Origin of the sequence: Rhodococcus sp. KB6, assembly GCF_001445685.1 — a bacterium.
GTDB lineage: Bacteria > Actinomycetota > Actinomycetes > Mycobacteriales > Mycobacteriaceae > Rhodococcus_F > Rhodococcus_F qingshengii.
Window position 1 is genome coordinate 54,126 of record NZ_LNAK01000025.1, and the last position, 14,976, is coordinate 69,101.

Sequence of the window (14,976 nt, forward strand, 5' to 3'; positions counted from 1 at the left end):
ACACACCAACAGCCCGCACAATGGAAAGGACCCCTGTGGCCACCCAGACACTCACCCAGCAGAACTTCGACGAAACGATAAACGGCAGCGACGTCGTCCTCGTGGACTTCTGGGCCTCCTGGTGCGGCCCGTGCCGCCAGTTCGCACCGACGTTCGAAGCCTCTTCGGAGAAGCATGCCGACGTCGTTCACGCCAAGGTCGACACCGAGGCCGAGCAGGGAATCGCAGCGGCCGCCAACATCCGCTCCATCCCCACGATCATGGCCTTCCGCGAAGGCGTACTCGTGTTCAACCAGGCCGGCGCGCTTCCCGCCGCTCAGCTCGAGGAGCTCGTCACTCAGGTCAAGGCACTCGACATGGACGAGGTCCGCAAGCAGATCGCAGAGCAGACCGCATCTGCTGAATAGCGTGAAAAGGCTGGGCCGGAATCGAAGTCGATTCCGGCCCAGCCTTTTTCGTTGCTGCCTAGTGAGCCGCGCTGTCCCAGCTTCGACCGGTTCCCACCGAAACATCCAGAGGTACCGACAGCTCGATGGCTGTGGCCATCTTGTCCTTGACCAGCGCGGTGACCTCCTCCAACTCGGAGGCAACCACTTCGAGCACCAATTCGTCGTGCACCTGCAACAGCATGCGCGACTTCAATCCGGCGTCAGCGAGAGCCTTCTGCACGTTGATCATCGCCACCTTGATGATGTCGGCCGCAGTGCCCTGGATCGGCGCATTGAGGGCAGCACGTTCGGCAACCTCACGACGCTGACGGTTGTCGCTGTTGAGGTCCGGCAGGTAGCGACGACGACCGTAGAGCGTCGAGGTGTAGCCGTCCTTACGTGCCTGCTCGACCACCGCGTGGAGGTAATCCCGCACGCCGCCGAAACGAGCGAAGTACGCATCCATCTGCTGCTTCGCTTCTTCGGTCGAAATCTTCAGCTGCGACGCCAATCCGTAGGCACTGAGCCCGTAGGCCAGACCGTACGACATCGCCTTGACCCGGCGCCGCAGTTCTGGAGTCACCTCTTCGATCGGTACACCGAATGCGCGCGAGCCGACAAAGCTGTGCAGGTCCTCACCGGTGTTGAATGCCTCGATCAGTCCCTCGTCGCCTGACACGTGCGCCATGATGCGCATTTCGATCTGGCTGTAGTCGGCAGTGAGTAGAACGTCGAACCCTTGCCCGACTACGAATCCGTCGCGAATCTCGCGCCCCGCGTCGTTTCGCACCGGGATGTTCTGCAAGTTCGGATCGGTCGACGACAGACGTCCGGTCGCGGCAACCGTCTGGTTGAACGTCGTGTGAATGCGTCCGTCTTCGGCTACGGCCTTGAGAAGACCGTCGACGGTCACCTTCATACGCGTCGCATCACGGTGCGCGAGAAGGTGTTCGAGGAACGGGTGTCCTGTCTTGTCGAACAGACCCTGCAACGCCTCGGCGTCGGTGGTGTAGCCCGTCTTCGTCTTCTTCGTCTTGGGCATGTCGAGTTCTTCGAACAAGACCACCTGCAGCTGCTTCGGCGAACCCAGGTTGATCTGCTTGTCGATCACCTCGTAGGCCGAGTTTGCTGCGTCGGCGACCTGGGAGGCGAAACGGCTCTGAAGATCGTGCAGATGCGCGCTGTCGACGGCGATGCCGGTGGCCTCGATCTGAGCGAGCTCGATCGTCAACGGCAGTTCCATGTCGGAGAGGAGCGACTTGGATTCGATCGACTCCAACTCGGTGTCCAGTGCAGCTGCCAAGTCGAGAACGGCCTGAGCGCTGAGCATCGCGGTCTCGGCCGCTTCGGCATCGAGCTGCTCGGTGTCGTCGAGCAGTGAAAGCTGTTCCTGGCCGGATGTTTCGGCGCGCAGTTCACGCTTGAGGTAGCGGAGCGAGAGGTCGTCGAGATTGAAGCTGCGCTGGCCCGGCCGGACGAGGTACGCGGCCAGAGCAGTGTCGCTGGTCAGTCCACCGAGCGTCCAACCACGCCCACGCAGAGCATGGATCGCCCACTTGGCTTCGTGCAGCGCCTTCGGCTGCGATGCGTCGGCGAGCCAATCACCGAGAGCTGCTTCGTCTTCCGGTGTTGCCGTCGACGCCGCGATGTATGCACATTCACCGTCGGAGGCCGCGATCGCGAGTGCAGTGACGTCGCCGGCGAACGGAGTTCTGGTTCCGAGCACCGTCACGCCGTGACGCTCACCGGTTCGTGCGTGGGCGTCGAGCCACGCGGCAACCGCACCCGGGGCGAGTGCGTCGCCGCTGACCTCGAACCCTTCCTCTGCTTCGGGCTCGGACGACGACAGGGTCGCGAACAGTCGATCGCGGAGAACCTTGAACTCGAGATCGTCGAACAACGCATGAATCTTCTCGCGGTCCCACGGGGCCAACACCAACTGCTCGGGCGTGTACGGCAAGGGAACGTCGCGAACCATTTCGGTGAGCTGACGATTGAGCAGGACGTTCGCGAGGTTCTCCCGCAGTGAGTCGCCCACCTTGCCGCGGACCTTGTCCACGTTGTCGACCAGTCCCTGCAGGTCGCCGTACTCACGGATCCACTTGGTGGCGGTCTTCTCGCCGACGCCGGGGATGCCGGGGAGGTTGTCACTCGGGTCGCCGCGCAGGGCAGCAAAATCGGGATACTGCGCCGGGCTGAGGCTGTACTTCTCCTCTACGGCCGTCGGCGTGAATCGGGTGAGCTCCGAGACACCCTTCTTCGGGTAGAGCACAGTGACGTTGTCGGTCACCAGTTGCAGCGAGTCACGGTCACCGGTCACGACGAGAACCCGGTATCCGAGTGCCTCCGCCTGCGTGGTCAAGGTGGCGATCACGTCGTCGGCTTCGAAACCTTCCTCGGCCATGACCGGGATGCCCAGCGCGCCGAGAACGTCCTTGGTGATGTCGATCTGGCCCTTGAATTCGTCCGGAGCCTTCGCGCGCTGCGCCTTGTATTCGGGGAACAGGTCGGCGCGAAACGTCTGACGCGACACGTCGAAGGCCGCGGCCAGGTGGGTGGGCTGCTCGTCACGAAGAAGGTTGATCAACATCGACGTGAAGCCGTACACCGCGTTGGTGGCCTGCCCACTGTGTGTCTTGAAGTTCTCTGCAGGCAGCGCATAGAAGGCGCGAAATGCCAACGAATGCCCGTCGAGAAGCATCAGAAGAGGGCGATCGTCCGCCTTGCCGGTGGTGCCGGCTGAAGCGGTGGACGTGCTGGACCGAGTTGTGGTTGCGGGGCTCACGGTTCATCAGTCTAGGGATCGCGACCGACATCGACGCCTTCGCCGTTGTTTACGCAGGAACAGACACAAGAATCGGACAATTGATGCAGCCTTCGGCCTTCGATACGGAACCGAAACATCCCGGAAATCTCAGAACCCCATCTGAAGCGAACGGAGCCGTTAGAGTCCGGAAATCGCAGCAACGAAACAATCCCTGTGCTGCGCGGCACCTTTGTCCAGACGCGCTATTCCCGACCCGCTCGGAGGACGTACGTGGCCCCACCCGTAGTGAAACGGCAGACCCTCGCGACACTCAGCCGACTACTGGCCTTTGCATTACTGACGTTCTTCGCATTACTCAGCCTGGCCGGAATTGCTTCGGCTCAGGAACCGACCACTTCCCCTACACCGCCGACCCCGACAGCATCCGCAACACCGACAGCACCGGTTCCCGACAACGCTGTCCCCGTCAGCGGCAATCTCAACAACGGCGGCACACGCCTCGAGGGCGTCACCGTCCGTGCACTCGATTCTTCCGGCACGGAAGTCGCCACCGGAGAATCGGCATCGAACGGCCGTTGGGAACTGGCCGTGGCACCGGGCACCTACACCTTCGAGATCGTTGCCGACACACTTCCCGACGGGGTCAGTGTGCAAGCCGCTGTCGAACGCGAGGTGGTGGCCGGCCGCGCGAACACCGTGATCTTCTCGTTCGGCGAGGTACGTACCGCCTCGAATGTCAGCTTCGGCGAGAAGCTGATCCGCACGACGGTCGACGGTCTGCGGTTCGGCCTCGTGATCGCGATCGCCGGTGTGGGTTTGAGCCTGATCTACGGCACCACTGGCCTGACCAACTTCGCTCACGGCGAGATGGTGACGTTGGGAGCCGTTGCTGCCTGGGTGATCAACACGTCCTTCGGCGTTCCGCTGATTCCCGCCACGATCCTCGCGATCTTCGTCGGCATCGGCATCGGCCTGCTGACCAACGGAATCGTCTGGAAACCACTGCGTAAGCGCAAGACCGGGTTGATCGCGCAATTGGTGGTCTCGATCGGTCTCGCGATTTCATTGCGCTACTTGATCCTGATCTTCTTCTCCGACCGCGCCGAACCGTTCGACGACTACCAGGGCCAGGTCGAGAAGAACTGGGGCCCGATCGCACTGACCGACGCCAACGCGATAGTCATGATCGTCAGTCTGGTCGTCCTGGTCGGCGTCGCACTGCTTCTGCAGAAGACTCGCATCGGAAAGGCCATGCGTGCCGTCTCCGACAATCGTGACCTCGCCGCTTCGTCCGGTATCAACGTCGAGCGCGTGATCATGTTCGTCTGGGGTCTCGGCGGCGGATTGGCCGCCCTCGGCGGTGTGCTGTTCGGTATCTCCGAGCTCGGCGGACGCGTCCAGTGGGAAATGGGCTTCAAACTGTTGCTGCTCATGTTCGCCGGAATCACCCTCGGTGGTCTGGGAACCGCGTACGGGGCGCTACTCGGCTGCGTCATCGTCGGACTTCTGGTCCAACTCTCGACGCTCATCATCAACCCAGACCTCAAATACATCGGCGGACTTCTCGTCTTGATCGTGATCCTCGTGGTTCGCCCCCAGGGCATCCTCGGATCCAGACAAAGGATCGGGTGACGAACATGGACATCATGGGAGCTTTCCAGGTTTCCTTCGCCCAGCTGATCGGGCCGTCGGCAATCTTCTACGCACTGTTGGCAATCGGGTTGAACCTGCACTTCGGCTACGCCGGACTGCTCAATTTCGGTCAGATCGGTTTTGCCCTTCTCGGCGGCTACGGCGTCGGCATCATGACCGTGACCTACGACCAGCCGCTCTGGCTCGGCATCCTCGTCGGACTCACCGCAGCCGGGCTCCTCGCGCTCGTGCTCGGTATCCCGACGCTGCGTCTGCGCGCCGACTATCTCGCCATCGTGACCATCGCCGCTTCGGAGATCTTGCGTCTGATCTTCCGCTCGACCGCGTCGGATTCGGTGACCGGTTCCACTAATGGCCTGTTCGGTTTCGCAGACCCGTTCACCGCACTGAGCCCCTTCGACTCGGCCAAGCAGTACTCATTTCTCGGCGTGAAGTTCTACGGAGACGACCTCTGGTCGATGGTCGTGGGGTGGACGCTGGTCTTGATCTTGTGCGGATTTGTCTACCTGTTGACGCATAGTCCGTGGGGGCGCGTCCTCAAGGCGGTTCGCGAAGACGAGGACGCAGCGCGATCGTTGGGCAAGAACGTGTTCGTGTACAAGATGCAGGCGCTGGTTCTCGGCGGCGTGATCGGTGGTCTGGCCGGGGTGTTCAACGCTTTGCAGACCAAGTCCATCAACCCGGACTTCTACTCGACCGCGCAGACGTTCTTCGCGTTCGGCGCACTGATTCTGGGCGGGGCGGCAACGGTATTCGGCCCGGTGGTCGGCGCAATGTTGTTCTGGTTCCTCCTCGCCATCCCTGATGCCTTGCTGCGTCAGGCGATCTCCGGCGAGAATCCGCTGCTCTCGCTGACCGAACAACAGGTCGGGGCCACCAGGTACGTCCTGCTCGGATTGATGATTGCTCTCCTGATGGTCTTCAGACCGCAGGGAATACTGGGTAACAAGCGGGAGGTGCAACTCAATGCTTGACGCCGATACCAGAGCACAGATCTTTGCCGACGTTCCTCACCTTCCCGGATCGGCGAAACCCGACCCGGTGTTGGTCGCTGACAACGTCTCGCGGACGTTCGGCGGTCTCAAGGCCGTCGACGTCGATCACCTCGAGATTCAACGAGGGTGCATCACGGGTCTGATCGGTCCAAACGGTGCCGGAAAAACGACGCTCTTCAACCTCCTTACCGGATTCGACCGGCCGGACACCGGTACGTGGTCGATGGACGGTCAATCGCTGGGCCGCATGTATCCCCACCAGGTAGCCAGGAAAGGAGTGGTACGGACGTTCCAGTTGACCAAGGCGCTCTCCAAACTCACCGTGCTGGACAACGTACGTCTCGGTGCCACCGGCCAACGTGGTGAACGCATTTTTGCATCTCTCGTCCCGTGGATCTGGAAAGGCCAGGAACGCGAGATCACCGAACGCGCCAACGAACTCCTCGCACGATTCAAACTCGACACCAAGGCCGACGACCTCGCCGGTTCACTCTCCGGTGGGCAGCGCAAACTGCTCGAAATGGCTCGCGCACTCATGACCTCGCCCTCGGTGGTGATGCTGGACGAACCGATGGCGGGGGTCAATCCTGCTCTGACGCAAAGCCTGCTCGGACACATCAAGTCATTGCGCGACGACGGAATGACCGTCGTGTTCGTCGAGCACGACATGGACGTGATCCGAGACATCAGCGATTGGGTGGTGGTCATGGCGCAGGGCAGCGTCATCGCCGAATCCACCCCGGACGAACTCTCGTCCAATACAGCCGTCGTCGACGCATATCTGGGCAGCCACCATGACCAGGCCCTCGAGTTCGACGACAACGGAAATCCGGTGGGCGAGACGGCCGTTCTGGCCGCCGCCCTGGCTGAAGCCGAGGTCGAAACCCTCGAGACGGGCGGGGACCTGTCGGAACCCGACATCGACAACCTTCCGGCCGATCTCGCCGCGACGCTGGAATCGAGTCCCGAGGAACCGCGCGGAAGGCACGAGAAGCCATGAGCGAGAACCACGCACGTTCACTCACGCCTGCAGAGTTCGCCGCGACGGCCGAGGAGCATCAGCGACTGTCGGCAGGTGCCCTGCTCCGCGCCGACAGCCTCGTCGCGGGCTACATTCCCGGCGTCAACATCCTGCGTGAATGCAACTTCTTCCTGAAGGAAGGGGAAATCGTCGGGATCATCGGACCGAACGGCGCAGGCAAATCGACACTCCTGAAATCACTGTTCGGACTGATACCGGTACGCGAAGGGTCGGTCACCCTACGCGAGGACAACATCACGTCTGCGCCCGCTCACGTCCTCGTTCAGAAGGGAGTCGGGTACGTCCCTCAGACACAGAACGTCTTTCAGACTCTGACCATCGAAGAAAACCTCGAAATGGGCATTTATCTGCGGCCCAAGGCATTCGCGGAACGATTCGCCTTCGTGAGTGAACTGTTCCCTCTTCTGAGTGAACGACGAAAGGTGAAGGCCGGCGCACTCTCCGGCGGCGAACGCCAGATGGTCGCGATGGGCCGGGCCCTGATGATGGATCCGTCGGTGCTGCTGCTCGACGAACCGTCCGCGGGCCTGTCCCCCATGTTCCAGGACGAGGTGTTCATCCGCTGCAAGAAGATCAATGCTGCCGGTGTCTCGGTCATCATGGTCGAGCAGAACGCGCGCCGCTGCCTTCAGATCTGCGACCGCGGTTACGTACTCGATCAGGGTAAGAACGCGTACACCGACACCGGCGCCAATCTGATGAACGACCCCAAGGTGATCGAGTTGTACTTGGGAACGCTCGCTGGAAGCAAAGAGAAGTAGGACAGACACGAGAATGGGCCAGGGTCGCGAGACCCTGGCCCATTCTCGTTGGCTGCTTACCTGCCCACGACTTACTTGCCCACCACCACGAATCCTTCTGTGGTCAGGGTGTTCTCAGGGCCGAACTTGAGCTTTCCGTACGAACCGATGGACGGCTCCCCCGAATCGTTGAAGTCCAACTCACCGGTGATGCCGTCGTAGTCAATGTCGGTTCCCGCCTTCACCAACGGCAGGCACTCGACGTAGGACGTGCACTTGGTGCCGCCTTCGGTGACGCTGTTGATGTTGGCCGCGATGTCGGTACCGGCCGTCGACTTCGCCTGCTCGGCAGCGAGCGCTGAGATCACCACCGCGTCGTATGACTCTCCGGCGTAGTTGAAGTCGATCAGAGAGGGGTTCACAGCCTTCAGACGATCCTGGAAGGCAGCTCCGACGTCCGTCAGGGGCGTCGTTCCCTGCATGGTGTCGAGCAACGGCTTCGCCACGGATTCGCCGAGAGCGTTACCCATGTTGCCGTCGACGCCGTACATCGCCATTCCGTCCGACGGGCCGATGCCCACTTCGTGCATGCGCGTGATGATCTTCGCCGACTCTTCGAAGCCCACCAGTGCCACTGCATCCGGATTGAAGTTCTTGACTTGATCGACTTCGGAGTTGAACGACTGCGCGTTCGGGTCGTAGATGATCTTCTCGATCTGATCGGAGGGGACACCCGAATCGATCAGATTCTTTTCGATGTTGTCCGCCAGACCCGTCCCGTACGGGTCGTTGAGGGCCATGATCGCTACGCGCTGACCACCGTCGTCCGAAATGAGCTGTGCGACGGCCTGAGCCTGCAGTACGTCCGTCGGAGCGGTGCGGAAGTACATGCCCTTGTCTGGGTAGCAGACGAATTGGTCCGAGGTGTTGGCAGGCGAGAACATCACGACGCCTGCGCTGGCGATCTTGTCGATCACCTTGAGCGAGACCGAAGACGACGCGGCGCCGACGATGACCTGAGTGCCTGCAGCCAATTCGCGGTCGACGGTGGTATTGGCGGTGTCCGTTGTGGTGTCACCCGAATCGCCGGGAATCAGCTGGACCGGTTGGCCGAGAACGCCTCCGGCTGCATTGACGTCGTTGACTCCCAGCTGGGTGCCCGCGACCATCGGCGGCCCGAGGAACGACAAGCTGCCTGTATCGGGAAGAAGCGTGCCGATGCGCAGCGCTTCCGTGGACGGGGTGGCGCCGGCCTTGGCCTGCTCCGGGGTGCAATCAGTCGTGACGGATGTCGTCGCGGCAGAAGCGCCGGACGTAGAGCCACTCGAAGACGAGTCATCCGACTTGTCCGAGCTACAGCCTGCAAGTGCCAGTGATGCCGCGCCGAGAACTGCAGCAGTACGCACAAGTGTTCGTCTAGCCATCCCACGCTCCTAAGATCAGCCGGTGCTCGCGCCACCCGAACTGGCGCTCGCTGTGGGATCAGACGCTAGACCTTGGAACCGTTTCGCGATCCTTCAAGAAAGCCCTGTGACCTGACTGTTATCTGAAGGTGCACAGTGTTTACACGGCTGTAGCGCTGCGCGACGTTTCGACGGTCGACGCAGCAACCGGGTAACCCGGACACTTTGCTCAAGCGTCCGGTTCACCGCCCAGAGTTTCCAGTACGACCTGTGCGACCGCCTTCATCGTGGAGCGCCGATCCATCGCGGCGCGCTGAATCCACTTGAACGCCTCAGGTTCGGTGAGCGCTTGGCGAACCATCAGAACACTCTTGGCTCGCTCGATCAGCTTGCGTGCTTCGAGCCGGTCCGAAAGATCAGCGACCTCACGCTCGAGCGCCGTCACCTCGCGGAAACGACTGACCGCCAATTCGACAGCGGGAACGAGGTCACTGATCGAGAACGGCTTGACCAAGTAAGCCATGGCGCCGGCATCGCGTGCGCGCTCGACCAACTCGCGCTGACTGAACGCTGTGAGAATGACAACAGGAGCGATGCGTTTGGCGGCAATCTCCGAAGCGGCGTCGATGCCGTCTCTCCTGGGCATTTTCACGTCCATGATGACCAGATCAGGCTTGAGCGACTCGGCCAACTCCACCGCGACCTGCCCGTCACCGGCCTCACCGACGACGTCGTAGCCCTCTTCGCGGAGCATCTCGACCAGATCCATGCGGATCAACGCCTCGTCTTCAGCGACGACAACACGACGGGGTGCGAGCTGATTGCCTTGCGGCTGCGGCGAATTCATGGCCACCATCCTCCTCCATCGAACCGCCCCGACACGAGACGCGAACGATTAGAGGGTACCGGTGTTTGACATTGAAATCGCATCTTCTAATGTAGTCATCGCAACAAGCCCTCGTATCCCAATTGGCAGAGGAAACGGATTCAAAACCCGTCCAGTGTGAGTTCGAGTCTCACCGAGGGCACCACCTGCCGCAGCTGGCCGCACCGCAAGGTTTCGGCATTCGGCTGTACCCCAGATCGACCGCCGTTAGATTCGATCCATGAACGGTCACCGGCTGATTGCTCTGCTCGGAGCCATATCGATTCTCGCGCTGCTCACCGGGTGTCAAACAGACGGCCAATCCAATACTGCCGGCGAATCTTCCACCCAGGCCGCGCTCGATGCTGCAACACAGACCGGCACCCTTCAGGTCGGCTCTCCCCCTGTCGATGCCCCATCCACCGAGATCTCCATGCCTCCCCCGTTCCCGAACGACACGGAGGTCCCTTCACCGACTCCGCGCGTCGATGTGACCGAGATCGACGTGATCGATCACGATGGTTTCACCCGCATCACCTATCGCTTCGACGGAAGCGGATCTGTGTTCTGGAAAACCGAATACGTCAGTGAAGCAATCCGAGCGGGTGACAGCACAGTCGTGGACGTCGGAAGTCGATCGATACTTCAAGTCGACCTGATGGGAGTCCAATCGGATTCGTCGCTCAACTCCGTATCTCACGAGGGCGAAAACATCACGCGCATAGACAGTGCAGCCAGGAACAGTGCGATCCTGCAGTCGTTTGTCGGCACGGTCGACATCCGTCCGGCATACACCGTATCGACATCCGATTCACCGTCCCAGTTGACGATCGACATCCCCAAGGCAGACAGCTGACTGTCGAATACCCAATTGCGCGCTCAGCTCAGCCATTCCAGCGCAGCGGTGCTCGACGCGGTAATTCGGTTATCGCGGGGCGGATGAATACTCCGTCTCGAAACCGAGGTCTCACAATCGATCCGAGGCGATTGCGGGGTCCGGTTCAACACGACTGTCATGATTCTCACTGCATGCCCGAACGTCCGCTGCTCGAACTGCTGCTGCCAGTGTTTGTTCCAGCAGGACTGCCACCGTCATGGGGCCGACGCCACCCGGCACCGGTGTGATCGCACCGGCATGTGGGAGCGCAGCGGCGTACTCCACATCTCCGACGTTGCCCTCGTTGTACCCCGCATCGATCACCACTGCCCCAGGCTTGATCCACGTCCCTTTGATCAGTTCCGGAACACCGACGGCCGCGATGACGACGTCTGCCGAGGCGACGTGTGCGGCCAGGTCGACGGTGCGCGAATGGCAGTATGTCACCGTTGCGCCTCGACGCAGGAGGAGCATTCCCATCGGCAATCCGAGTATCGGGCTTCGGCCGACCACGACGGCATGCTTTCCGGAGAGTTCGACGCCTGTGGCGTCGAGGAGGCGCAGGATGCCACTCGGTGTACATGATTCGAATCCCCCACCGGTCAACGCCATTGCCGCGAACGCTGCCGAGGTAACGCCGTCAACGTCTTTGTCGGCCGAGATGGCATCGAACGCTGCCCGTTCGTCGATGTGGCCTGGCACCGGGTGTTGCAGCAGTATGCCGTCGATCGAAGGGTCCGCCGACAACGCTCTCAGCACGTCGACCAGTTCTTCGGTGGTTGTACTCACCGGGAGTTCGACCGTCCGCGACGTCATTCCGACGGCGACAGATCGTTTGGCCTTCATCTGTACATACGCCTTCGAGGCCGGGTCCGCTCCCACGATGACGGCGGCCAGGCAAGGAACGTGCCCCGCCTCATCACGAAACTGCCTGGTGCGCACCGACAGGTCCGCGAGCGCAGCATCGGCAATTGCGCGTCCGTCGATTATTCGAGCGGCCACGTTCTGGCTGGGCAGATTTTCGGTAGACAGATTTTCGGTGGGCCGATTCTCGATAGACATGGATCCCCTTCACACAAGATGTGTGAAGCACCCAGGCGGTCGATGCCTCGCGATGTGCACTCCCCGGTGGTAATTCCCACCCGCGCCAGTCGTGCGTGGTCAGCGTACCGCGCGGTTGCTTCACCGCCACGAAACGCGTCGAGAACGCCACTCACAAAACGAGACAAATCGACATAACCTATCAATAGGTAACGATCTGACCTGCAGTTATTCCATCCTGTGCAATTAGATGGCACGATGGGGGCAACCGCACGGGCACCAAGCATTGGAGGCACCGATGGACAACGGCAAGATAAACCTGACCTATGACGGTCGGGTGTCACTGAGCTTCCAACTGGCGATTCCGCACGCACCGGACAAGGTCTGGAAAGTGATAACGGAACGCGAGTACCTCGACGCCTGGTTTCCGGCGGACGTCGATTTCGATCTCACTCCCGGCGCGGATCTACTGTTCAAGGTGACACCGGAACAAGTCGAGCGTTTCGGACTGCCCGCAGATCACGTGACGCGCGGGACGGTCATCAGCGTCCACCCGCACCGAATTCTCGAATTCCTCTGGGACGCAGACACTCTTCATTGGGAACTGGCACCGGACGGCACCGGCGGCTGTTGGCTGACTCTCACCCACACGATGGAGGACGAGGAGTCCGCGTACGCGCACGCCGCCGGTTGGCACGCGGGCTTGGAAGTTGTTGCGGCCCAACTCGATGGACGCGAAGTCGACTGGTCTCCGTGGGACCGCGCCGACGAACTCTCACCGCAATATCGCAAGTCTGCTTGATTCTGGGCCCGAGTTCGGTCTCGGGCCCGCATCTCATTCCCCTTTACGCGGGAAATGCCTGATCATTCCTTCTTGGACCACCGTCGCCAACAGCAGTCCTTCCACCGAGAAGTACCGTCCGGTTGCCAGACCGCGCGAACCTGCGGCGACCGGCGATTCGGTGGCGTACAGGACCCAGTCGGTGAACCGGAACGGGCGATGGAACCAGATCGAATGATTGACCGTCGCCGCGACGATACGATCATGACCCCAGGACAAACCATGAGTGGTCAGAATCGAATCGAGCACGGTGGTGTCGGACGAATATGCCAGCGTCGCAGCGTGAATGAGCGAATCGTCCGGCAGATCACCGTCGGGGCGCATCCACACCCGATTGTGGTTGAGTTTCTCGCCGGTGCCCTTGAGGATCCACGCCGGATCGTTGGCGTACCGCATGTCGATCGGCTTGAGCGCTGCACTGAAATGCGGCAGTTTTTCCTCGTACCCCACCAGATGATCGCCGATGGGAGGCAACGACTCCGGAAGTGGAACATCCGGGATCTCGACAGCATGGTCGAGCCCCTTGCCGGAGTCCTGGAACGCCGCGAGCATCACGAACAATTCGTTCTCACCCTGATAGGCAGTCACCTGACGGTTGGCGAACGCCCGCCCGTCGCGATGACGATCCACCCGATACTCGATGGGCGCCTTGACATCTCCGCCGCGAATGAAATGGGCATTCACCGCATGGATGGGGCGATCACCGTCGACGGTCCGCCCGGCGGCCATCAGTGCCTGAGACACCAACTGACCGCCGAACGTCCGCGAACCTACCTGTTTCGGGTGGTATCCACGGAACGCGTCTTCACCGATCTGCTCCAGATCCAACAAACCGAGGAGAGTACCGAGGTCGGTGGACGCGTTCGCGTGGGTCACTCAGTGGTCCTCTTCACCGATGCGGTGGACGTGAATGAGGTTGGTGGAACCGACAGTTCCCGGAGGGGACCCGGCAACGATGACCACGAGGTCGCCCTTGACGTACCGCCCGAGGGAGAGCAACGCACTGTCCACCTGACGCACCATCTCGTCGGTGGTGGCCACCGCATCGACCAGGAACGTCTCGGTTCCCCACGTCAGCGTCAGCTGACTGCGCACCGCGGGCAGCGGTGTGAAGGCGAGCAACGGCAGCGGCGTGTGCAGACGAGCCAGTCGACGCACCGTGTCACCGGACTGAGTGAACGCAACCAAGGCCTTGGCGTCGAGACGTTCGCCGATGTCGCGTGCTGCGTACGAGATGACACCGCGCTTGGTGCGCGGGACGTGGGTCAACGGTGGGACACGGGTCGATTCGTTCTCGACGGCCTCGACGATGCGGGCCATGGTGCGAACGGTTTCCATGACGTACTTGCCCACCGAAGTCTCGCCCGAGAGCATGACTGCGTCGGCGCCGTCGAGAACGGCGTTGGCGACATCGGATGCCTCTGCGCGAGTGGGACGTGAGTTCTCGATCATCGACTCGAGCATCTGCGTCGCGACGATGACCGGCTTCGCGTTCTCACGAGCAATCTGGATTGCGCGCTTCTGAACGAGCGGGACCTGCTCGAGCGGCAACTCGACACCGAGGTCACCGCGGGCGACCATGACGGCGTCGAACGCGAGCACGATGGCTTCGAGATTGTCGATGGCCTCGGGCTTCTCGAGCTTCGCGATGACGGGAACGCGGCGCCCGACTCGATCCATGATGGCGTGAACCAATTCGACGTCCGCCGGTGAGCGAACGAAGGAGAGTGCAATGAAGTCGACACCCAGCTTGAGAGCGAACTCGAGGTCGGCGATGTCCTTGCCCGACAGGGCTGGAACGGAGACGTTCATACCGGGCAGTGAGAGGCCCTTGTTGTTGCTGACCGGACCGCCTTCGGTGACCCGACAGACGACGTCGTTGCCGTCGATGGACGTGACGACCAGGCCGACCTTTCCGTCGTCGACCAGCAGTCGATCGCCGGCCTTGGCGTCGCGCGCCAATTCCTTGTACGTGGTCCCGACGCGATCGTGCGTTCCCTCGACGTCGTCGACGGTGATACGAACCTCTTCACCGTTGGCCCAGGTGGTCCGCTCGTCCTTGAATCGGCCGAGGCGAATCTTGGGCCCCTGAAGGTCGGCGAGAACACCGACGGCCTTTCCGGTGGCGTCCGACGCGGCGCGGACGCGAATGTAGTTTTCTTCGTGATCGGCATGCTCGCCGTGGCTGAAGTTGAGGCGCGCCACGTCCATGCCGCTCTCCACGAGCTCACGGATGCGGTCGCCAGAAGCTGTCGCAGGTCCAAGTGTGCATACAATTTTTGTCCGTCGGTTCACGGCTCGAGCCTAGTCGCTACCCCACCGCA

Annotated in this window: 13 protein-coding genes and 1 tRNA gene; 8 read left to right on the top strand and 6 right to left on the bottom strand. The window is 61.6% G+C overall.

Translation table 11 applies throughout. The features are described from left to right. Positions 1-35 precede the first annotated feature (35 nt). Positions 36-407 carry a thioredoxin gene (gene trxA, locus ASU23_RS05855; protein ID WP_003944106.1) on the top strand — a complete coding sequence of 124 codons (372 nt, stop codon included), beginning with the start codon at positions 36-38 and terminating at the stop codon, positions 405-407. Positions 408-465: 58 nt separating this feature from the next. Here trxA and polA read toward each other — a convergent pair whose 3' ends face one another. Beyond that, positions 466-3,213, bottom strand: a complete 2,748-nt coding sequence (polA, locus tag ASU23_RS05860) for a DNA polymerase I (protein ID WP_030536747.1) — start codon at positions 3,211-3,213, stop codon at positions 466-468. A 303-nt stretch (positions 3,214-3,516) separates the two neighbouring features. On the opposite strand from polA, the gene ASU23_RS05865 reads away from it, so the two are divergent. Genes ASU23_RS05865 through ASU23_RS05880 form a run of 4 tightly spaced genes read left to right on the top strand, consistent with a single transcriptional unit; the run spans position 3,517 to position 7,646 of the window. Beyond that, positions 3,517-4,827, top strand: coding sequence for a branched-chain amino acid ABC transporter permease (locus ASU23_RS05865; RefSeq protein WP_037126618.1), 1,311 nt, complete (start codon positions 3,517-3,519; stop codon positions 4,825-4,827). A gap of 5 nt (positions 4,828-4,832) precedes the next feature. Beyond that, positions 4,833-5,822, top strand: coding sequence for a branched-chain amino acid ABC transporter permease (locus tag ASU23_RS05870; RefSeq protein WP_003944088.1), 990 nt, complete (start codon positions 4,833-4,835; stop codon positions 5,820-5,822). Next, a complete protein-coding gene (locus tag ASU23_RS05875; RefSeq protein ID WP_054781295.1) occupies positions 5,815-6,843 on the top strand; it encodes an ABC transporter ATP-binding protein in 1,029 nt (342 codons plus the stop codon). Before ASU23_RS05870 ends, ASU23_RS05875 begins: the two co-directional genes overlap by 8 nt. Next, a complete protein-coding gene (locus ASU23_RS05880; protein WP_007728720.1) occupies positions 6,840-7,646 on the top strand; it encodes an ABC transporter ATP-binding protein in 807 nt (268 codons plus the stop codon). Before ASU23_RS05875 ends, ASU23_RS05880 begins: the two co-directional genes overlap by 4 nt. A gap of 71 nt (positions 7,647-7,717) precedes the next feature. Here ASU23_RS05880 and ASU23_RS05885 read toward each other — a convergent pair whose 3' ends face one another. Both ASU23_RS05885 and ASU23_RS05890 read right to left on the bottom strand, forming a co-directional pair. Next, on the bottom strand, positions 7,718-9,049 hold the full coding sequence (locus tag ASU23_RS05885) for an ABC transporter substrate-binding protein (protein ID WP_003944031.1): 1,332 nt from the start codon (positions 9,047-9,049) through the stop codon (positions 7,718-7,720). Between the two features lie 208 nt (positions 9,050-9,257). Further along, on the bottom strand, positions 9,258-9,875 hold the full coding sequence (locus ASU23_RS05890) for an ANTAR domain-containing response regulator (protein WP_003944029.1): 618 nt from the start codon (positions 9,873-9,875) through the stop codon (positions 9,258-9,260). A 107-nt stretch (positions 9,876-9,982) separates the two neighbouring features. Here ASU23_RS05890 and ASU23_RS05895 point away from each other — a divergent pair. Both ASU23_RS05895 and ASU23_RS05900 read left to right on the top strand, forming a co-directional pair. After that, positions 9,983-10,059, top strand: a tRNA-Leu gene (locus tag ASU23_RS05895). 75 nt (positions 10,060-10,134) lie between these two features. Beyond that, positions 10,135-10,749, top strand: a complete 615-nt coding sequence (locus tag ASU23_RS05900) for a hypothetical protein (RefSeq protein WP_058037522.1) — start codon at positions 10,135-10,137, stop codon at positions 10,747-10,749. A gap of 111 nt (positions 10,750-10,860) precedes the next feature. Here ASU23_RS05900 and ASU23_RS05905 read toward each other — a convergent pair whose 3' ends face one another. Next, positions 10,861-11,832, bottom strand: coding sequence for a bifunctional 5,10-methylenetetrahydrofolate dehydrogenase/5,10-methenyltetrahydrofolate cyclohydrolase (locus ASU23_RS05905; protein WP_058037523.1), 972 nt, complete (start codon positions 11,830-11,832; stop codon positions 10,861-10,863). A gap of 277 nt (positions 11,833-12,109) precedes the next feature. On the opposite strand from ASU23_RS05905, the gene ASU23_RS05910 reads away from it, so the two are divergent. Continuing rightward, positions 12,110-12,613 carry an SRPBCC domain-containing protein gene (locus tag ASU23_RS05910; RefSeq protein WP_042923025.1) on the top strand — a complete coding sequence of 168 codons (504 nt, stop codon included), beginning with the start codon at positions 12,110-12,112 and terminating at the stop codon, positions 12,611-12,613. A gap of 33 nt (positions 12,614-12,646) precedes the next feature. Here the strand turns inward: ASU23_RS05910 and ASU23_RS05915 are convergent, their stop codons facing one another. Then, the gene (locus tag ASU23_RS05915; RefSeq protein ID WP_003944096.1) at positions 12,647-13,528 is read right to left on the bottom strand and encodes an acyl-CoA thioesterase II; all 882 of its coding nucleotides are present in this window, start codon (positions 13,526-13,528) and stop codon (positions 12,647-12,649) included. Beyond that, positions 13,529-14,947 carry a pyruvate kinase gene (gene pyk, locus ASU23_RS05920; RefSeq protein ID WP_003944038.1) on the bottom strand — a complete coding sequence of 473 codons (1,419 nt, stop codon included), beginning with the start codon at positions 14,945-14,947 and terminating at the stop codon, positions 13,529-13,531. It lies immediately after the preceding gene. Positions 14,948-14,976 lie beyond the last annotated feature (29 nt).